The sequence below is a fragment of the Bradyrhizobium sp. USDA 336 genome, from assembly GCF_044908355.1.
GTDB classification, from domain to species: Bacteria; Pseudomonadota; Alphaproteobacteria; order Rhizobiales; family Xanthobacteraceae; genus Bradyrhizobium; species Bradyrhizobium yuanmingense.
In genome coordinates, this window is the sequence record NZ_JBIYDC010000002.1 from 8,045,479 (window position 1) to 8,063,348 (window position 17,870).

Genomic DNA, 17,870 nt, shown 5'->3' on the forward strand with positions numbered 1-17,870 from the left:
AGGACCAGGCGCTCGAAGAGCGCTCTAAGAGCTCCGATGGAAAAAGCGCAGGCGAGAAACAAAAGGACTAAATTCGCCAACAAACCGGTCGCGGCTCGCCTCCACAATGACTGCGCGGCCTTCGGGCGGCTCGCCATGTGAAGCGCGCTTAGACACCTGCGGGAGAATGCCGGCAGACTCCCCGGACCTTTCCCTCATTTGGTGTCCGCTTCTGGCCGCTGAGCAGACGTTTCCGGGCTGGTCGGCTGACCGCCGCTTTTGACCGAAGGCGAAGTCGCCGCCGTCTATTTGCATATCCGTCAATGGGGATCTGAGCCGGCTCATTGCACTCGCGGCGAGTCTTTCCGTTGATGAGTGCAGCCCTCCGCCTATTATCCAATGCGTCGTTAAGGGAGCCGACCGGTCATACGTCTGGCGGCAGTGATAGCATTATTGCCTCATCAGTCATTCACGCCAACGTCCGTAAAAAGGAAGCCGGCCGGCGTCCTGGTAAAGACGAAGATGAGCTGGCCGCAGAAGACGGAGTAATAGTCATTGTTCTCCTGATCGCGATCGTAGAAGGCTTTGCCGCGCTGGATACACGCGCGATTTTTCGCCGTGAACGAGGTCGGATAGGTCTTGGCACGAAATTGCGCGGCGGCGCGAATTCCGCTGTCGTTCATGAACGGCAATCGTGTCATACTAGCGACGGCGGCGGAATCGTTTGTCCTCAGCGCCGCGCGAAACTTCTCGATGAAATCATCGAATTCCTTCTGTAAGGCAGGAGAAGCGACGGCGTTCTTCGGCGTCGCGGCGACGGCTGGAGCAAGGTTCACGAGGGCGGTTGCAAGCATAACTCTCAGCAAAAATTGCACGGGTCGGCTCCGTCCATCTACCAATCAAAGGTGTTCCGAATCCATGGTGTTCTGTCGCGTCAAGGACCTTCTGGTTCACCAGCGCAGCGTTGACCCGCCCAAGCGTGGAGCGACAGCATTCGCCGGAGCATGCGCTGGCATGTTCTGCCGCCTATTTAAGGCAGAAATTGCCCGTTCCTGACCCTAGTTCAAAGCGTCGCCACGCTGCTTCCCGCAATGATCCGAAACAGGCGATGCGAGCGGGCCTAAGCAGCTCTTAAGCTTAGTGAGCGTTATTCTGAGTGGAGCTACTTGACAATGGAAAGCGTTTGACTGGCCGAGGACGGCTAAGTGAGCTGATCAAGGCCATCGGCTATTATCTGCAGACCCGCGCCTCTAGGCCCGGTAAGCGCTTTGGCCGCGGAGGCATTCAGGTCGGCGGTAATGGCAATCGCATATTTCGAGAGCTTTTGTATCGCGCAGCGGACGCATCGTCGCTACGATGGCGGCTTGTCATACCGTCTATAGGAACCAAGACAATCGGATCCTATTGAGATGAATTCTCCATGGGATCGCTCGCTGTTTTCGGTGGAGCTGATTCCAGGAGCGGGTTTTTGGAACTCAGGAAGGAAACTACACGGAGGCCCCAATGTCTGACGTCGCGCCAACGTCGCCCATGCAGTATCTCGACAGGGCCACCCGAGCGTTGCGGGAGATCGGAATTGCGCCGCCCCAGCCGATCGAGGCTCCAATTGCCGGGTTGCTAGAAAAAATCTCCGCTCTCGATGCGGACCGAATCGTAATCATCGCTCGTACTCTGGGTCAGACCAGTGTGTTCAACGAGGTGGTCCGCGAGCAGGTTCAGGCGATGGAGATCGGCGAACGTTACCGTCAGATCACCGACTCTTTCAATTCCATTCGCGACGACACCAAGAAGATGGTGGACCAGCTCGCGGATCAGAAGATCGATCTGTTCGAGCGCATCAATAACGTTTGGATGAAGCTGTCGCGCGGGGATGTCGCTGATCGCTTCGATGAGATCAGAAAAGTCTATCTTGACGTCACTCGCTCAACCAAGGACCAGATCCAGCGCGAGCAGATCATCCTTGACTCCTACCGTGATTTCCGCGGCGCGCTGAAACATGCCGAGGTCATGGCCCTGGAGGTGCTTAAGACCGCTGAGCAAAAACTCAAGGGCGCTCAGGTCGAATTGCAGAAGGCGGCCGACGCCGTGGCCAACTTCACAGGACAGGAGGTATCTGAACGCGCACGGCTAGAGCTTGCCCGTGACGAGCAACTCCGACGTACCCAGGACGAGGAGAAACGCTATCAGATCGCCAAAGACCTCTCGGACAATCTGACAATCGGATACAACACTTCTGAAGTGGTGATGGCTCGGCTCATGCAGATGACCAGCGCGAAGGAGCGCGTCTACGCGCAGGCGGTCACGTTTTTCTCGACCAACGACTCCGTCTTCACGGCTCTGAAAGCCTCGTTCACGGGCATGTTCGGCCTGAATGAGTCGACACAGACCCTCAACGAAATGAAAGAGGGCGTGTCCCGCAGCCTGGAAGTGCTGGCCGAAATCGGCGATCAGGTCGGAGAAGCTGCCATCAAGGCGGGCTACGGGCCGACGATCCGCGCGGATGCGGTCAAGAAGCTCGTTGACTCCGTTATCACCTTCCAGGAGCGCTCCCAAGAAATCATTGGTGAGATGCGACGGCTTGCGACTCAAAACTCGGCGGAGATTCGAGATGCGGTTGAGGACGGCAAGCGCCGCATCGCTCGTCTAGTAGCGGAAGGACAGGCGTTGCCAGTAGATGGCTGATCAAGCTGCATCTATCGCGCAGGAGAAAGCCCCTGCGAGCCTCAATGATTTGATGCTCGCAATGGATGTCGTGGACACGCTGCGCCACCAAGACAATCTCGTCAGCCGCGAGCTCAGCGAAGAGCAGCGGGACGCCCAACTTCTGAAGCGACTTCGTGAGATCTATCTAGGGCAGGGCATCGAGGTCCCTGACCGTATTCTGGTCGAGGGTGTGCAGGCCCTCAAAGAACAGCGCTTCGTCTATACTCCCCCTCCGCCAAGCTTCGCCCGCACGATGGCGCTTGCCTGGGTCGATCGTGGTCGCATCGGTCGCCGTTTACTGACCTTACTGGCGATAGTGGCGTTCGGCTGGGGCGCATACCACTTCGGCATCGTCGAGCCGGCACAGCGGCGGGTCGCCCAGGAGCAGGCCCAAGCGGAGCGCAACAGGGTCGATTTGGCCGAGAGGCTGCCGGCAGCCCTGGAGCAGGAGCACGAGGATGTCCTCCGCGAAGCGAAAGTCGCTACGGCGCGCGAGAAGGCCGCTGGGCTTCTTGCTGATGGAAAGGCAGCCATTGCCCGCGGCGACGCCGATGCAGCACGGCGGGCTGTTAACGATCTGGAGGCGTTGCATCGGGATCTGCGCCGCGAGTATGTCCTGCGTATTGTCTCGCGACCGGGCGAGCCCACCGGTGTTTGGCGCGTCCCGCAACGCAATCCCACAGGCCGCAACTACTATCTGATCGTTGAACCCCTCACGCCCGATGGCCGCGTTCTCAAGCTACCCGTGACGAGCGAAGAGGATGGCCGGACCGTGGAGGCCTCGAAATGGGGCGTGCGTGTGAGTGAGGCGACGGCCATGCGCGTGCAGCAAGACAAGAAACGATGACGGAATCGTGCAGCAGAATAGCCTTGGCGAAAAGCGCCGAGGCCATCTCGATGTGGATTACAAGTTGCCGGTTCTGGGCGGCGCGATCACACAATGGTAAGGCCATGATATCCGGAAGGCAGGCGCTTGCCCAGATCGAACAGTTCATTCAGAGAGTTCGCCAACAGGAGGCGCAACTCGAGCAAGCTTATGCGAAGGCCACGAAGGACGTCGGCCGCCTGCGTGTCCAGCGCACGGAAGCGTTCCGCGAACTCGCACGGCTAAAGCTCGACGCCATCAGGCAGAACCAGGTCGTTGGCGAGCTGGATAGCGCAGAGCGGGAGGCGATCAGCCTGCTTCACAGCCGGCAGCAGGCCTTGCAGCAGCTGACGGAGCGGCGGCACGAGGCCGAGCAACGGGTGCAGCAAGCGGAGGCTGAGCGGCAGGCCGCCCTGGACGATCTGCAACGTGCCTTGGCCGGCGCGGAGACGATTCGCAAAGACGTCGAGGCCAAGATCAGTATCAACACTGAATGGATTGCCCAGCGGGCGCGAGTTGAGGAGATCACCGGGCAAGTCCAGCAGGCTGAGAAGAAGGCCATCCAAGCGGAAGCCGATCGGGACGAAAAGCGTCGTCCTTACGAAGCCGATCCGCTATTCATGTATCTCTGGCGCCGGAAGTTCGGGACCGCCGCCTACCGAGCCAACCCGTTCACCCGCTACATGGATCGAATGGTGGCCGGCGTCGTGGGTTATGACAGGTTACGAGTCAACTATGCCCTGCTCAACGAAATCCCCGTGCGGCTACGCGAGCACTCCAAGCGAATTGCTGAGAGGTTGCGCGAGGAACGATCCGATCTAAAAGTTTTGGAGCGCAACGCACTTGTCCAGTCCGGCTTTGAGGCCGCCGAAACTGAAGTTGCCAAGGGAAGGGATGCGGTAGCACATCGCGAAGCCCATCTCCAACAGGCGCGGGAAGCTCTCGCTGCTCAGGACCGAAGTTTCGATGCATCGATCCTCCAGGGGGATGCCCCTTATCGTGATGCGGTCGACCTGCTGGCAGCCGCCGATCAGCGCGAAGATCTGCAGGAACTCTACAGGGAGGCTGTTCAAACTCCGACGCCCAAGGATGAGGAGATCGTCAGGCGTATCCAATCTACGGACGAGCTAATGAATTCAGCGTTACGCCAAGCAGCAGACTCCCACCAGCGGCTCAAGGAACTCGCCCGGCGCCGCGAGACGGTCGAACAGGAATGGGAGCAACTACGGCATCAAGGCTACGACACCCCTTACGGCACGTTCAGTAACGAGGCGTCACTCGGAAACGTGCTTGGCGGCATCCTGACTGGGGTTATTGGGAGTGCGGTGCTGGGGCAAGTTCTACGTGATGGCTTCCATCGTGGGCCCAGCCCATGGGACTCGGGTTTCGGGGGAGGGTTGCCGATTCCGCCTCCAGACGGTTTCGGGACCGGAGGATCCTTCGGGGGCGGAGACTTCAGAACGGGTGGATCATTCTGATCCCCCTATGCAGACTCTACCTGTATAAACAAGCATATGCTCCGCCACTATGGTCGGAGTTTAACCGATGAGCAGAAGCGAGTCCGAGTCAATCGGTGGTGCGGGATGAGCGAGTTATCAGGCGCTTTCGACGGCCTCTTCAAGAGCGAATTTTCGCGGGGAGCCTGAGTTCATCCCAGCCAAGCCCGGGAACGATACGAAGCGAGTACGGCTGTGTTCTGCTCAACAAAGAGATAAGTATCGCAAACGTGTGTGCACTCGAAGCGATCAGTCCGGAAAAGATCGAACGTGCGGCAATCTCCTCGTTGGTATGAATGGGCAGCGGATCGAATTTTTGGGCAAATTCGATGATCTCGTTCTTTGTGACGTGGTAAGGGCCAGCCGTACGCAGTTTGCCAACCTCCGCCTCCTCGAAATACAAGATGGCCATTGGCGCCCCCCTGAAGGCCGTCTGGCTGATAATGCGACAGCTTAACCTTTCGGCCATCCAAAGTCAGCAGGTCTGCATATGGCCCGAATGCGAAGTGGCGGCACGGCCTGACGGCGTCTGCTCAGCGGAGCATACCGGACCAGATTTGCTCAGCCCGAGCTCTTCTCAGTCTGACCCTGGCGGACTTCAATGTCCTGAGCAAGTGGGACGATGCGTCCGCATTTGCACAGTTTAACGCGGCTAGGCCCTCAGCGCGCGGTTCAAAGTCAAACTGCTTGCGGGCGACACCCTTTCAAGGCTGTAACAGCGAGAGGAGGCGTTGTCGGTCCTGATCAAGAATACGTTGGGCTCTGCGCATTGTGTCCAGCTCTGCTTCAGCGGCTGTGCTATCCTTTTCTCCTTCAACTACATCGCGCTCGACCTGCCTCAACGCACCATAGACGAAGGTCTTGTCCATCAGTGTGCTCAGCTGGCGGGGCCCATCTCTTCTTCTTCGATCAACCTCAGCGCGGCCTCAACGGTCCGCTCGCAGCCACTTTTACGCCGAAGCCGATCTCATGCGCCGTACCGGACTAAAGTTTGCGATAAAGTTAAGAACGATGCGTTGATGCTCGCGTTGGGCGCATGTCCATAGAGGAGGCAACCATGCAAGGACAATGCGTAGTAGCAGTATACAGCTCCCGCAACGATGCAGAGCAAGCGTACCGAGCTTTGGTCGGTTCAGGGGTTCCAGCGGATCATGTGAGAGTGAGCAATCAACATCACAATCTTCGATCAGCGATAGAGTAAGCGCGAGCTTCGGATGGAGAAAGTTTCTGGGACTGGCTGTTTGGAAGCGATGTGCCGGATGACGAGCGCCGTCTCTATGAAAACCACATGCAAAGAGGTGGTGCCGCGTTGTCGGTGTTAGTAGATGCTCCGAGCATGGCCGATCTCGAACGTATTGAAGGTGTGCTGCAAGAGTACAATCCAGTCGAGATTCACGAAGAAAACAGCGATGGCACGGCAGCGGTCGGAAGCGGAGCATCAGGAAGCGCGGTAAGGCAAGAAGGATATGTCTCTCAAGGCGTCGAACGCGAAAAGGTCATCCCTCTTCCGGAAGAAGAACTGAAGGTTGGCAAACGGGCTACCGAGACCGTCAAACACATAAAAACTTACGTAGTCGAGGAGCCCGTGCAAAAGGACGTGCGACTGCGCGATGAGAGAACCGTGGTCGAGCGCCGTCCAGCCACGGGAGTTGCGACGGGACAACCCCTGGAGCGCGAGTACGCAGTGCGAGAACTGCACGAGGAGCCCGTGGTCCAGAAGGATGTTCGAGCCGGCGAAGAACTAGTGGTGCGCAAAGAAGCGACAGAACTTACCGAGAGAGTTGCCGATACGGTGAAGAAAACGAGGGCGGACATCGACAAGGCTGAGCGCTGAGTTGAGTCCTCGCCGATGGAGGGCCAGCACTCGTGTGAGGGCGGGTCAACATCCGCCCTCACTTACTCGGTCTTTAAACCGCGTGCCACAACTACACGCTGTGCTGGATTCCTCTAGTGATCTAGGCCTGCAAAGGCCGCTGCCGTGTGCGGGAACATTACGATTACCTGCCTCGGGTCACAAGTGAACACAGCAATCTTGCCGACTGGGACTAGCCTTCAAGTGCATGGCGCTCCTCAGCGCCAGCCGTCGGACCGCCTTGGCCCCGCACTTGTCCCCTCCAGCCCCTAGGGGCCAAGGCTGGCCCGAGGGGCTTTGCAGCATCAGGGTGAGAGCCTGCCATCCCGATCGTTAGGAGCGAGGGCGCGCCAATTGGGAAATGCAAGACCTCAGAATCGCACAGCAGCTCAGCAAAGCAGCGGATGGGTAGCGCCCACACTGCGCTTCACATTGATCCAACCTCAACGGCGTGGCTCCCCGGATGGCGGCGTGAGAAAGAGTTCGTTAGGTTTCTTGTGGCTTGCTGAAAGCGTGCCGATTACCGCCGATTGCGGCACATTGGAATGGGAATGCCGGCCCCGGCTGTTTACCCCAGTCCTGCGGCTGGGGCCGTTTTGAACTTTCCTTGCATCGTTCAACCCGGTCCATGACCATGTTTAGAGGCATTGCCATCGCGCTATTTGGAATGGGCATCTTTTCCGCAGCTAAACCGAGCGTTCCTCTATGGCCGCCATACCGACTCCGCGCTCAAGCTTGCGCGGGAGATTGGCCGAGGTTTTGGTCTGTAGGCCAGCCGCGCTGCGCTGAAGAACGCTCGGAGCTACTTCTTCAACAGCAGTCCCAACGTTCGCGCCATACGCCTCACCGATCCGGCGTGACGGCCGAGTTCGGCGGCTATCCGCGATGTGCCAACTCCCCGCCGAGCGAGCCTGACTAATCGTCGGACTTCCTGCTCGGCCCATTGCTTTGGCTTCGGTGCTTTCATGGTGAGCGCGACCTACAAAAGTCGGAGAAGGTTCTCGGTCGAGAAGATCGTCACTTCGAGAGAGGAGATATGTAGCTTCGATCTAAGACGGTCGGTCTGACTGCGCCGTCGAACAGCACCGTCACGCCGGGGGTGCGAATACTGATTTCGACAATGGTGCCGGTCTTGTGGGCCAATTTTGGGAACTGAACAATCCCCAGCTCGCTCATCTTGAAACGACTGCCGACAACAAGCCTGTCATCCTGCTGAGCGGTCATTTGGCAAGTCCGAACCCGCCTCATTGTGAGCCAACAAGACGTTTCTGTGGGCTCGCCTTGGCCTTCGTCTTTGCTGTGACGAATTGAACTCCGACGTGAGACCCGTCCACCCAAACCAGCTCGCAGCGCCGAAATGCCAGTCCAGTTGACGAGAGAACTAGAAAGAATTCCTGTGCCTTCAGGGGGTCCGTTGAGCCGTCGACCTCAAGCTTCGCGCCGCTTGCAGAGGCGTCCACGAGAACGCAGCTTCTTCGCCACGTGCCATCAACACCCATGATGCTCACGATGTGTTTGTGTTCAAATCGAACGCGGTGCGCCTTTCGATTGTTCTCTTTCATCTGCAATCCACGATTTCAAATCAGTTCGTTCGAATAAACACGCCGCCTCTCTGCAGGTCTCTGCAATCAGCAGATCGATCCGCGCCGACTGAACCAGTAAAGTCGTTCGGGTTGTCTCGTTCAGTTTGGTTTGTCCGACGGTCAATCGGATGCGGCCATTCGCGAGTTCAAGAAGGATGATCGCCTGACGAGCGTCATCTGTCGTCTGAATTTCGAGAGCTTGAATCTGCGATAATAAAGCGAGGAGGTTCACCAAAATATCGGGCAGTCCATAGCACGAGGGACTTGTCGCAGTTGTTGCTTTGTATGGCTGTTCAAGTTGTATCACTGACGACATCTGTCGCGAATCTCTAATTCCGATCGGCCTTGTCCTGCCGAAAGATCAAAAAAGCGATGATAAAAGAAAGACACTATACGCGAGTTACAACGGGGACAGGTCCACTCGGGCAAGCATTTGCTGTCGCAGAATGGCCACGCCGACCGGCTGTAGATGCTCCGTATCCAGAAATTAAGTCAAAGCGGTTGAAAAATAGTTAGCAGGTTGCGAGAAGCCGGTATGGTAGTACGACAAGTTGTGTCGGGGAGGATCGAAGTTCGGCGAACAATGGGTTGCCGAGTATCCGGGCTCGCGGCTGGTGTTCTAGACATTGCAGATGGGAGCATCAGGGCCGCCGGCCCGCTCACTTAGATCGTGCCCTCCTTCGCGACACGGAAGCTACGAACGTAATAACCTTGTCGATGAACGGCTGACCTAATCTCGTCGCTTACTTTGCGAATTCTTTTTCTACTCTTGCGCCAGTTATTTGCAGAGTAAGCACCGGGTATCGCGGCCCCTGTGCTTAGAACGAGCAAGTCCCGCTTGCCATTGCGATAGACATCAAACACTTTTCGCCCCCATTGATCGTATCGAATTAAGCACGAAATATGCTTCGGTCGTCTCAATGCAGGAGCTTAGTATCGCGGATAACTGTGCGGGTTGCAAATCTGCAACGCCTGCGACTTTAATTGCGCTCGCCGGCAACGAAGCAGAATTTCGCCGGGCCGTCGAGGCAATGCGACATGACTAAGTCAATCACTTAGTTATCTCAGATTGCCGGCTATTGGAATCTTTGGCGACATGGTCGAGGCGGGCGCACTTATGTCGCACGCAAACGATCTGAGGGCAGGCTGTCGACGGATAGTCGCGCGGATCGTCCAAATCCTCAATGGTAGCAACCCAGCAGAAATGCCTTTCTTCCAAGAGATCCATTTTGAATTAGTCATCAATCTCAAGGCTGCCAAGAGCTGGGTTTCGAGCTTCCTCCTAGCCTCCTGACTCGCTCAGATAGGCTAATCGAGAGAGGGAGGCGACTTCCGGTTTTGGCCCATCTGCGAAGTTGCGCTAGGTCTCACGGAGGTCCGCTTATCGCGGCAGAGCGGACTAGATTTGCTCAACCTGAGTTCTTCGCATTTTGCCCCCAAGCGGTCTTGACCCCTGAACGAAGTTCTATCCGACATTCGGTCCTTCGTCCTCGCCGCGCGGGAAGCTGCTGCCTGACACCTTACTGATAGTTCTTTTCGATGAAGCCACCGCCGCGCAAAGGTTTCCGTACCGTCGTCGAGTTGGCTTTAGCCTGCCCGGACTCACCGCGCCCACAGCCGTACCCATCGCATATAAAGCCGACATAGTCCGGTTCATCCGCCAAGCCATACACTTTGACTAGATTGCCTCCGACCACGACGCGCACCCGATGGACCACGCGACCGTCGTCGGATCGGGCAGTCACAATCGTTTCGCCCGACGCGAGCCCCCTAAAGGTGAATATGCGTTCAGACTGCGGCGTGATCTCCACGATGTTGTCCTCCGGCGTACCGATCTGCTTCACAGCCTCCCCGAATTGGAGAATTCGTATCTGACCGGGCTGTAGCCTGATCGTGTCTTCAGCCGGGACGGAGATTTCCTGCGGCGGCTGGGCGAACGCGCCGTCGGCCAGCAGCGTCAACGTGGCGATTACGCAGCATCGCCAAAATCCTGAAAACAACATAAGAGAACCCTCCTGAAGTACGCCTCAACCGGCTTCGAGCATGAGGATTGAAGCCGTTCTCATCGTTTGAAATCTGGGTCGTGACACACAAATCGAGTCGGCATCTCTGATCCCAGTTCTGAAATCAGCTTGCCATCATGTTGCGGAGAGGCGTATCGGAGCCGCTCAGTAAAGTCGCAACAGCTTCTGGCCCTGTTAGGATCGGCTTCGCATTGGGCGCGAGTGTCATATTTCTGCGCTGGAGCGGATCGCGCATCGGAGGTGCCGCGCAGTTCAGCCGCGGACACTCCCCAGGCATTCAAAATCAGTGCAAGCGCAAGCCAACGCATTACCGATTCCCCCACAACAGAACGCGATCGATTCTATAATTAAAACGGCGGGCGACGGACCAATTAAATAAGCATATTTAATTTGTGTCAACCACCAAGTGTAGTTAATTCCCGATGCATTCGCAGCGCTGAGCCTCTCAACTGCAACTTCAGCGAGGCGATCGTCCTGACGCCCAGAGATGCGCTCGCTCATTGCACGCCTGGGTCCGCACATGGCCCTAAGCGGTCCAATCGCGGCATAGTGCGCCACCGCAGCTTATGACCCTGATCAGACAGTTTTTGGGGCCGCGAGCAAAGCCAACCGACAGTCGCTGTTCCGAGGAAAGCTTCAGCTTGCGAACGCTTCCGGCAAATACACCCGTCTGGTATCCTCAGTCCACGTTCGTCGTGGCGACAGCGACTTAATTGATGTGTTGCACCGATTCGAACCGAGGGAGAACTGCCATGTCGCCCATGGTCGTCGTTACTCTGGTTCATGGAACGTTTGCTAGAGGTGCTGAGTGGACACAGCTGGATTCGAAATTCTCGATAGACCTGCTTCACAATTTGCGATGTAGAGCCGTTGTAACGAGATTCGATTGGTCCGGCCGCAATAACCTTTGGGATCGCGCGAAAGCCGCAGAAGAGCTAAGCGACTTTGTCGATGCACTTCGTGCAATATATCCCGATGCTAAGCAGTATGTAGTAGCACACAGTCATGGCGGAAATGTCGCCCTTTACGCTGCTCGACGAACGAGGATCGATGGAATAGCCTGCCTGGCAACTCCGTTTCTCCACGCCATCCATCGCGATCGCCTCCTTTTTTCTGAGAGGGCTGTCGTGGGGGGCCTTATGGGGCTGGCCCTCCTAGCCAGCTACATATTTAACCTAGCATCAGGCCTCTCGTTCTTCGAGTGGTGTGGCGTTCTCGTGATATTGGGTCTCATTTGCACCTTTGCCGCCGTGATCATTTCGCACTTGGGCGACATCGGGACAAAGAGAGTGGCTGAACTAGCTGATGGTCTGAATGTGTGCGTTCCAAAGAACACGCAAATCGGAGTATTCAGAGTGACAGGAGATGAGGCCTCTGCCAGCTTGGCAAGTGGTCAACTACTTGCGTGGGCCTCAGTGAGACTGACGACGTACTTTGCAAAAGCGAATGACCTTCGATTTCTCCGGGAGCCCTTTCGTAATCTGCCTGTACCCACCGCATTTTGGCTCATTCCGTTGGTCGGCATTCTAGCTTCCGCCGGCGCCAAATACTTTGCGGCGCCCGGTCTTTCTATCATTGGAGGAGTGGCTGTGTCCGTATCCGTGCTTGTACTAGTTGGTCTGAAGACGACTTTCTTTGATAATCTATTGTACGGCTTCTTTTTCCTAATGTTATTGGTAGCTATTCTGGTTGTTACCGCCGTACAAGGAACGGTACCTTCTCGAGAAATGTTCGAAGAACTAGATGTTCGCTGGAATGAGCGGATAGCGATCTGGGTCGCGCGCTGGTCTATGGGGCTTGGCTCATCTCTCGCTCTGGAAATTACAACGGAAGCGATACCCGTTGGCGCGTCAGCAACGATTCATCTATTTTCGCGGGATACAAGAGGCAGCAACGCCGATCAGTTAGCGCACAGTGTCTATGAAAATGCAGACGTACGTTCCGCAGTTGTCCGGTGGATCGACGAACATGTCTCAGCGGGAATTGAGGAGCGTCTCGGTTAAGTGACGATAGGTCGAACTCGGGATCCCACCGCGGGCATTTTGGATCGTGCAGGACGTCGTTGAAAATGGGCTGGATTACCGTGTCGTTCCTATGACGGCTGTTGGCCCATAGGCGACCTTCGATCATGTCTGCTGTTTGTGCCGCTGTTGAACGATGAGCGGACATCTGGAGCGCCCGAACTAAGCGCGTGAACACGCTCCAGATCGCCGATTGCTGGGAGGTTCGCTTTCGGGGTTGATGGGCGGTACAGCACGACAAGACTGGCTTAAACGCAGACCAAATCACTGCTCAATTGCTGAATTCAGTACTTCACTTAACCCAATGCTTCTGTTTGCCCCGGTAGCCGCACATACGTGCCACTCTCATGCAGCTCCAGCCAGCCGCGCTCCTGCGCCAACGCGACTGCGGCGCTGAACTGTTGGCCCGTGCCCATTGATCAGCTCAATGACGATCCGTCCGTCCTGTACGGGTTTAATGCCGCTGGCGATCTCGACCAGCTTTCCAGCGGCGACTTCCGATCAGCTAAGGGGCGGGCAGCGGCGTGTTTCATGGCGGACAATCGAAATATTGAGTCGCCGTGGAAGACCAAGCACATGTGCGGTGTCAGCCAATATGAAGCTACTTCGGCTTCTGCTTGTCTGCCAACTCGCGAGCGGCCAAGCTAAGCTCCAGCTCTCTGAGCTGTTCGACCAACTCCTCTACTATCTCCTCGTAGTCAGATCGCGGCAGGGAGTGTATGCCGCGCGATGTCATCTGGCTTCGTAGAATAGTTGCCATCATGGCTTTGACGCTCATGACCTCTCGCTCAAAAAGCTAATCGTCATAAAAACAATCGGAAGTAGAAGCCAAACACTGGGGGTGCGCAATCTCCGTAGAATTACGGCCATGGCGGACCATTGCAGTGCAAATACGGCATGCTCGACGACCGCTTTAGCCGCGCGCTTCGACATTGAGCCCGAAAGAACGCAATGGATTGCGCCCATTGTGATTGACGCGCGATTTGAAACCGCAGCGAAAGCCGATCGAGCTTCGGAAAGTAAAATTGGTTCAGAGCTATAACTATAATGACTCCGACGCAAAAATAGAAAATAGGGTGCAAAAAACAAAAAATGAATGGGAGGAGTAGGTGGATACTGTGAGTCGCCTGCGCGCGATGGCATCGCTGTGCCGTCAGACTGCCGCGCATCACTCCGATAGAAGTTGGAAACTGCTCGCCGAAGCTGAGTATTGGGAGCATTTAGCCAACGATGCGCTGCACGATCACTCGTGCGCATCTGCTTTCCCGCTCCTAGCAATCGGAGATGATGCGAACACCACGCAATCGGCGCCCAGTATGGCGGTATGAGCGTTTCGGTTATTTTCTGTTCTGGCCGGAGGGACTCTCAAACTCGTCGCGCGAGTACGAGCAAGTTGGCAGTTGCAATCGCACTTACATTACGAAAAAGCTGAACTGATCTTTTTAGCAGGGGTTGCGTTCATGGATAGCGTAGAACGGTGCTTCGCCGCAGTGACGGCAATCGGTTTCTTTGTGACCATCGTCGGGATGATATTGCTGCAAACGATCTGAGTTCTGCATTTTTCGCGAGTCGCAACGGCCGCAGCGGGAGGGGCCGAGGCGTTGGGGCTGTAGGTCAGCCGCGCGCTCAAGATCGCTCGGGGACTACTTCTTCAACAGCAGTCTCAACGTTCGCGCCATGCGCCTCACCGATCCGGCGTGGCGGCCGAGTTCGGCGGCTATCTTTGACGCGCCAACTCCCTGTCGGGCCAGTGTGATCAATCGTCGGACCTCTTGGTCGGCCCACTGCTTTGGCTTTGGTGTTTTCATGATGCGGCGCTCGATCCTCACCAGTTAACCAGCGAGCGCAAATGACCGAACACTTGGGAAATTTACGGGTGGGCGGCCTGAGGCCGGCCCTCGCAGTTGGCTGTCGGCTCCTGGCTATAAACCGGGCGCAAGGCTGCGCTTGCCACGACCGCCGCTTGTGACCCCGAGCGGACATTTCGAAGACAACAAGAAGAGCGGATTAAGTACTCGACCGCAACCACTCCGAGAAGGCTCGGATGGTCCTTGCGCGCGGATTGCTTGGCCTGGTGACCACATAGAAGCTATAGCCAGACAAGCTCAACTTGAACGGTTTCACGAGCATACCGACAGCGAGTTCGTGGGCCACGAGCACATCACTGAAAATCCCGACTCCCTGCCCGGCGATCACCGCCTCGATGGCGTGCAGTTCCTCGCGGAAACTCAAGTGTTGCATATCCTTGAATTGGGGCACTTCCCGCCACCTGCGCTGAGCCGCGGTAAGCCATCTCTGCCATGTGGGCGGCTCGCGATCGGTCGGCGACCAATAGGAGTGGATCAGAACATGGTTTGCAAGGTCGATTGGTCTCTTCAGGCGGCCCGTTGAAAGCAAATCCGGGCTGCAGACCGGCAAGAACGTATCGCTGAATAGTTCATCGACGATCCCGTCTGTCGGTGGTACGCGGCTTGTCGCGTAGCGAATGGCAACGTCGCTGTCTCCGGCCTGCAGATCGAGCACCGTGTCAGTGCCTATCACCTCCAGCGGCACGTCAGGATGCAACTTCCGCCACAGGGGCAGGCGGGGCACGAGCCAGCGGCTGGCGAAGGCGTTGGTCGTCGTAACCCGGAGCGGCTGCTCGTCACCTTCCTGCTTGAGGGACGCAATGGCAGCGGCAAACGCCTCGAGCCCGCCGCGAATGGCAGGAAACAGCTGGGCGCCGGCATCGGTCAAGGAAAGAGGGCGTGGTCTGCGCCGGAATAGGGCGCGGCCGCAATACTGCTCAAGCAATCCGATCTGGTGGCTGATCGCGGTCGGCGTGACGCCGAGTTCTGCCGCGGCTTTCTTGAAGCTCAGATGGCGCGCGGCAGCCTCAAAAGCGCGGAGCTCGATCAGGGGCGGCAGCTTGTGCATGCGGCGAGTGTAGGTGAAATCAGTTCATCGTCACCTGAATTCTTCGGATTTGCTCTGAGACAGCCCGCGATCGAGGATATGGCGGGGTCAAGCTGAGGAGCCCACGCCATGTCCATCGCATCTGTTGCCAGCGCTGCCGCCGAGCTTAATGCCTCCTTCGGAGGAGAACTGCTCAAACCAGCGGACGAGGGCTACGACGAGGCGCGCAAGGTTCACAATGGGCTGGTCGACAAACGGCCAGCATTGATTGCCAGATGTCGCAGTGCGGCCGATGTCGTGGATGCCGTGGCACTTGCGACCAAGCTCGGCCTCGAGGTCGCGGTTCGCGGCGGCGGCCACAATGTGGCCGGGCGCGCAACCATCGACGGCGGGATCATGATCGACCTCTCACCCATGAAGGGGGTCCGGGTCGACGCGATCGGCAAGACCGTTTGGGCGCAGGGCGGGGTCACCTGGGGCGAGCTCAATCGAGAAACGCAGCTTCACGGACTCGCGGTGACCGGCGGCGTGGTCTCGACCACCGGCATCGCGGGCCTGACGCTCGGCGGAGGGCTGGGCTGGCTGATGGGCAAGTACGGCCTCGCGTTGGATAATCTGCGGGCTGTCGAACTCGTCACCGCCGACGGCAAGGTTGTGCGGGCCAGCAAGCAAGAGCAGCCCGATCTATTTTGGGCCGTGCGCGGCGGCGGCGGAAACTTCGGGATTGCCACCAGTCTTGAATACGACCTCCATACGGTAGGGCCGATCATCACCGGCGGCCCGATCGTTCACCCTATCGAGCGTTCCCGCGACGTGCTGGAATTTTTCCGGACCAGCACGCGATCGCTCACGGACGAGCACATGCTGTTCGCATCCCTGACCCATGCGCCCGACGGGTCCGGCAGGGAGGTCGCGGCCCTGGTCACCAGCCACTGCGGCCCAGTCCCGGAGGCCGAACGAGCGATGCAGCCGCTGAAACAGTTCGGGCCTCCGATTCTGGATGCGGTCGGACCGATGACCTATTGCGAGCTCAACCGCATGCTCGACGCCAACTATCCGAAAGGCGCGTTCAACTATTGGAAGTCGAACTTCCTCACGGAGCTGAGCGATGGTGCGGTCGCGACGATGATCGAATGCTTCGCCCGCTGCCCGACTCCGATGGGGCAGCTGCTGCTCGAGCACATCCACGGTGCCGCGGCCCGCGTAGGTGCCGGGGATACGGCATTTGTGCATCGGCAGGAGGGCTACAATTTCCTGATCCTCGCGCAATGGACGCAGGCCAGCGATACCAGCCGCAGCATCTCGTGGGCACGCGCAACCTATGAAAGGATGCGGCCGTTTTTCGCTTCTGGACGCTATGTCAATTATCTCGATGATGATGAGACAGGCGATCCCGTTGCCGCTGCCTATGGGCGGAATTACCGTCGCCTGCAGCAGATCAAAGCGAAATACGATCCGACGAACTTCTTCCGCATGAACCAGAATATCCGGCCACTGGACTGATCACCAGGCCAAGGCATTTCGCCTCTCTCGTTCTGATTCAGGTTGTCAGTAGAAGGTCTTTACGCTGCGGCCCGGTAGTTGGTCGCCGTAAGCTCTGCGCTTGCGGCCGGAAGGCGGGTTGACGAGCTCGCAGAGCCGCTCGCAAGTGATTACGAGAAGGCTTCGAAAGCCACTGCGTTGAGGGCAGAAGAAGACCTTGGATTGGGCGTAATGATTGCTCTGATCTTGGTGCTCTCAGCTTGCTCCTGGGGCTCGCCCTCTCGGTGCTTACGTCGCGCAGCATTAGCATCCGATCCGGGAGCTGAGAGCCTCGATGCTGGACTTGTCCGAAGGCAATTCCAATGTTGTGCTCCACGGTGTTGGCCGCAAGGACGAAATCGGCGAAATCGCGGGCGCGGTCGAAAGGTTTAAGGTGAAAGCGGCCGAGAAGGCGCAAGCGGAAACCGAAGCCAAGGCAGCTCATGATCGTATCGCTGCCGAGTAACGAAAGTCCGACATGCGCCGGCTTGCAGATGCCTTCGAGGCGGCCATCGGGGAAATTGTCGGAACCGTTTCCTCTGCGTCTACTGAGCTGGAAGCGTCGGCTGGTTCTTTCATCACCTCGGGTATAGCGCTAACGGCAGCGGCGAAACGCTTCAGCCAGCCATCGGAGTGATCGGAGCTTTCCATCGAGACGAACACCGAAAGGCCGGGGCCGATCTTGTTTTGGTCGACCAGCGCAACGCGCTTCAGGATCACGCCGTCGGCCTCCAGGCGCTGGATGCGCTTCCAGCAGGGCGTGGAGGACAGGCCGACCCGGTCGCCGATTTCGGCCACGGACAGTGAGGCGTCCTCCTGAAGCACCGTCAGGATCTTGCGGTCAATGGCATCGAGGCGGCGGCCCGTCTCGGCGAGCTGCAGCGCAGCGTCGGACATTGTCTGATTACCTTTTTGTCAGTGGAGGTGGGGA

The 17,870-nt window shown here is 57.5% G+C and carries 20 protein-coding genes; 9 read left to right on the top strand and 11 right to left on the bottom strand.

The annotated features are described in order from the left end of the window. Positions 1–440 precede the first annotated feature (440 nt). On the bottom strand, positions 441–854 hold the full coding sequence (locus ABIA45_RS38270; protein WP_404655473.1) for a hypothetical protein: 414 nt from the start codon (positions 852–854) through the stop codon (positions 441–443). Positions 855–1,482: 628 nt separating this feature from the next. Between ABIA45_RS38270 and ABIA45_RS38275 the strand changes: the two genes are divergently transcribed. The 4 genes from ABIA45_RS38275 to ABIA45_RS38290 are packed head-to-tail and all read left to right on the top strand — an operon-like array spanning position 1,483 to position 5,025. Further along, positions 1,483–2,661 (top strand): cell surface protein, encoded by a 1,179-nt coding sequence (locus tag ABIA45_RS38275; RefSeq protein ID WP_225156388.1) that lies wholly within the window; start codon positions 1,483–1,485, stop codon positions 2,659–2,661. Next, complete coding sequence (locus ABIA45_RS38280; RefSeq protein ID WP_404655475.1) at positions 2,654–3,529, top strand: DUF6384 family protein; 876 nt, start codon at positions 2,654–2,656, stop codon at positions 3,527–3,529. The genes ABIA45_RS38275 and ABIA45_RS38280 overlap by 8 nt, the downstream gene beginning before the upstream one ends. A gap of 7 nt (positions 3,530–3,536) precedes the next feature. Next, positions 3,537–3,629 (top strand): DUF6384 family protein, encoded by a 93-nt coding sequence (locus ABIA45_RS38285; RefSeq protein WP_404655477.1) that lies wholly within the window; start codon positions 3,537–3,539, stop codon positions 3,627–3,629. Between the two features lie 4 nt (positions 3,630–3,633). Beyond that, positions 3,634–5,025, top strand: coding sequence for a hypothetical protein (locus ABIA45_RS38290; protein WP_404655478.1), 1,392 nt, complete (start codon positions 3,634–3,636; stop codon positions 5,023–5,025). 139 nt (positions 5,026–5,164) lie between these two features. Here the strand turns inward: ABIA45_RS38290 and ABIA45_RS38295 are convergent, their stop codons facing one another. Next, positions 5,165–5,455, bottom strand: a complete 291-nt coding sequence (locus tag ABIA45_RS38295; protein ID WP_225156390.1) for a MaoC/PaaZ C-terminal domain-containing protein — start codon at positions 5,453–5,455, stop codon at positions 5,165–5,167. Positions 5,456–5,747: 292 nt separating this feature from the next. Then, entirely contained in the window at positions 5,748–5,912 is a 165-nt protein-coding gene (locus ABIA45_RS38300) for a hypothetical protein (RefSeq protein WP_225125329.1), read from the bottom strand. Positions 5,913–6,379: 467 nt separating this feature from the next. On the opposite strand from ABIA45_RS38300, the gene ABIA45_RS38305 reads away from it, so the two are divergent. Continuing rightward, on the top strand, positions 6,380–6,877 hold the full coding sequence (locus ABIA45_RS38305; protein ID WP_404655480.1) for a YsnF/AvaK domain-containing protein: 498 nt from the start codon (positions 6,380–6,382) through the stop codon (positions 6,875–6,877). 1,035 nt (positions 6,878–7,912) lie between these two features. Here ABIA45_RS38305 and ABIA45_RS38310 read toward each other — a convergent pair. The 4 genes from ABIA45_RS38310 to ABIA45_RS38325 all read right to left on the bottom strand — a co-directional run bounded on the left by ABIA45_RS38310 (position 7,913) and on the right by ABIA45_RS38325 (position 9,342). Then, positions 7,913–8,119, bottom strand: a complete 207-nt coding sequence (locus ABIA45_RS38310; protein WP_225125334.1) for a hypothetical protein — start codon at positions 8,117–8,119, stop codon at positions 7,913–7,915. Positions 8,120–8,139: 20 nt separating this feature from the next. Continuing rightward, entirely contained in the window at positions 8,140–8,457 is a 318-nt protein-coding gene (locus ABIA45_RS38315) for a PilZ domain-containing protein (protein WP_225133334.1), read from the bottom strand. After that, a complete protein-coding gene (locus tag ABIA45_RS38320) occupies positions 8,417–8,710 on the bottom strand; it encodes a hypothetical protein (RefSeq protein ID WP_404655483.1) in 294 nt (97 codons plus the stop codon). The genes ABIA45_RS38315 and ABIA45_RS38320 overlap by 41 nt, the downstream gene beginning before the upstream one ends. A 431-nt stretch (positions 8,711–9,141) precedes the next feature. Then, positions 9,142–9,342, bottom strand: a complete 201-nt coding sequence (locus ABIA45_RS38325; RefSeq protein ID WP_225125337.1) for a hypothetical protein — start codon at positions 9,340–9,342, stop codon at positions 9,142–9,144. Positions 9,343–9,547: 205 nt separating this feature from the next. On the opposite strand from ABIA45_RS38325, the gene ABIA45_RS38330 reads away from it, so the two are divergent. After that, the gene (locus ABIA45_RS38330; protein ID WP_225156396.1) at positions 9,548–9,772 is read left to right on the top strand and encodes a hypothetical protein; all 225 of its coding nucleotides are present in this window, start codon (positions 9,548–9,550) and stop codon (positions 9,770–9,772) included. Between the two features lie 226 nt (positions 9,773–9,998). Here the strand turns inward: ABIA45_RS38330 and ABIA45_RS38335 are convergent, their stop codons facing one another. Next, positions 9,999–10,481, bottom strand: a complete 483-nt coding sequence (locus tag ABIA45_RS38335; RefSeq protein ID WP_404655486.1) for a pilus assembly protein N-terminal domain-containing protein — start codon at positions 10,479–10,481, stop codon at positions 9,999–10,001. 773 nt (positions 10,482–11,254) lie between these two features. Between ABIA45_RS38335 and ABIA45_RS38340 the strand changes: the two genes are divergently transcribed. Continuing rightward, positions 11,255–12,505, top strand: coding sequence for an esterase/lipase family protein (locus ABIA45_RS38340; RefSeq protein ID WP_404655488.1), 1,251 nt, complete (start codon positions 11,255–11,257; stop codon positions 12,503–12,505). 619 nt (positions 12,506–13,124) lie between these two features. On the opposite strand, the gene ABIA45_RS38345 is transcribed toward ABIA45_RS38340, so the two are convergent. Next, positions 13,125–13,301 carry a hypothetical protein gene (locus ABIA45_RS38345; RefSeq protein WP_225133328.1) on the bottom strand — a complete coding sequence of 59 codons (177 nt, stop codon included), beginning with the start codon at positions 13,299–13,301 and terminating at the stop codon, positions 13,125–13,127. Positions 13,302–14,530: 1,229 nt separating this feature from the next. Then, the gene (locus tag ABIA45_RS38350; RefSeq protein WP_225174757.1) at positions 14,531–15,439 is read right to left on the bottom strand and encodes a LysR substrate-binding domain-containing protein; all 909 of its coding nucleotides are present in this window, start codon (positions 15,437–15,439) and stop codon (positions 14,531–14,533) included. A gap of 108 nt (positions 15,440–15,547) precedes the next feature. Between ABIA45_RS38350 and ABIA45_RS38355 the strand changes: the two genes are divergently transcribed. Next, a complete protein-coding gene (locus ABIA45_RS38355; protein WP_404655489.1) occupies positions 15,548–16,921 on the top strand; it encodes an FAD-binding oxidoreductase in 1,374 nt (457 codons plus the stop codon). 292 nt (positions 16,922–17,213) lie between these two features. Then, on the top strand, positions 17,214–17,405 hold the full coding sequence (locus ABIA45_RS38360) for a HAMP domain-containing protein (RefSeq protein ID WP_225190503.1): 192 nt from the start codon (positions 17,214–17,216) through the stop codon (positions 17,403–17,405). Here ABIA45_RS38360 and ABIA45_RS38365 read toward each other — a convergent pair. Beyond that, entirely contained in the window at positions 17,381–17,836 is a 456-nt protein-coding gene (locus ABIA45_RS38365; protein ID WP_404655490.1) for an Lrp/AsnC family transcriptional regulator, read from the bottom strand. The genes ABIA45_RS38360 and ABIA45_RS38365 overlap by 25 nt on opposite strands. Between the last annotated feature and the right edge of the window lie 34 nt (positions 17,837–17,870).

Coding starts and splice junctions, on each gene's coding strand:
- ABIA45_RS38275 (WP_225156388.1), top strand. CDS start 1,483: ATGTCTGACGTCGCGCCAACGTCGCCCATGCAGTATCTCGACAGGGCC.
- ABIA45_RS38280 (WP_404655475.1), top strand. CDS start 2,654: ATGGCTGATCAAGCTGCATCTATCGCGCAGGAGAAAGCCCCTGCGAGC.
- ABIA45_RS38290 (WP_404655478.1), top strand. CDS start 3,634: ATGATATCCGGAAGGCAGGCGCTTGCCCAGATCGAACAGTTCATTCAG.
- ABIA45_RS38295 (WP_225156390.1), bottom strand. CDS start 5,455: ATGGCCATCTTGTATTTCGAGGAGGCGGAGGTTGGCAAACTGCGTACG.
- ABIA45_RS38300 (WP_225125329.1), bottom strand. CDS start 5,912: ATGGACAAGACCTTCGTCTATGGTGCGTTGAGGCAGGTCGAGCGCGAT.
- ABIA45_RS38305 (WP_404655480.1), top strand. CDS start 6,380: ATGGCCGATCTCGAACGTATTGAAGGTGTGCTGCAAGAGTACAATCCA.
- ABIA45_RS38310 (WP_225125334.1), bottom strand. CDS start 8,119: ATGACCGCTCAGCAGGATGACAGGCTTGTTGTCGGCAGTCGTTTCAAG.
- ABIA45_RS38315 (WP_225133334.1), bottom strand. CDS start 8,457: ATGAAAGAGAACAATCGAAAGGCGCACCGCGTTCGATTTGAACACAAA.
- ABIA45_RS38335 (WP_404655486.1), bottom strand. CDS start 10,481: ATGTTGTTTTCAGGATTTTGGCGATGCTGCGTAATCGCCACGTTGACG.
- ABIA45_RS38340 (WP_404655488.1), top strand. CDS start 11,255: ATGTCGCCCATGGTCGTCGTTACTCTGGTTCATGGAACGTTTGCTAGA.
- ABIA45_RS38345 (WP_225133328.1), bottom strand. CDS start 13,301: ATGAGCGTCAAAGCCATGATGGCAACTATTCTACGAAGCCAGATGACA.
- ABIA45_RS38350 (WP_225174757.1), bottom strand. CDS start 15,439: ATGCACAAGCTGCCGCCCCTGATCGAGCTCCGCGCTTTTGAGGCTGCC.
- ABIA45_RS38355 (WP_404655489.1), top strand. CDS start 15,548: ATGTCCATCGCATCTGTTGCCAGCGCTGCCGCCGAGCTTAATGCCTCC.
- ABIA45_RS38365 (WP_404655490.1), bottom strand. CDS start 17,836: ATGTCCGACGCTGCGCTGCAGCTCGCCGAGACGGGCCGCCGCCTCGAT.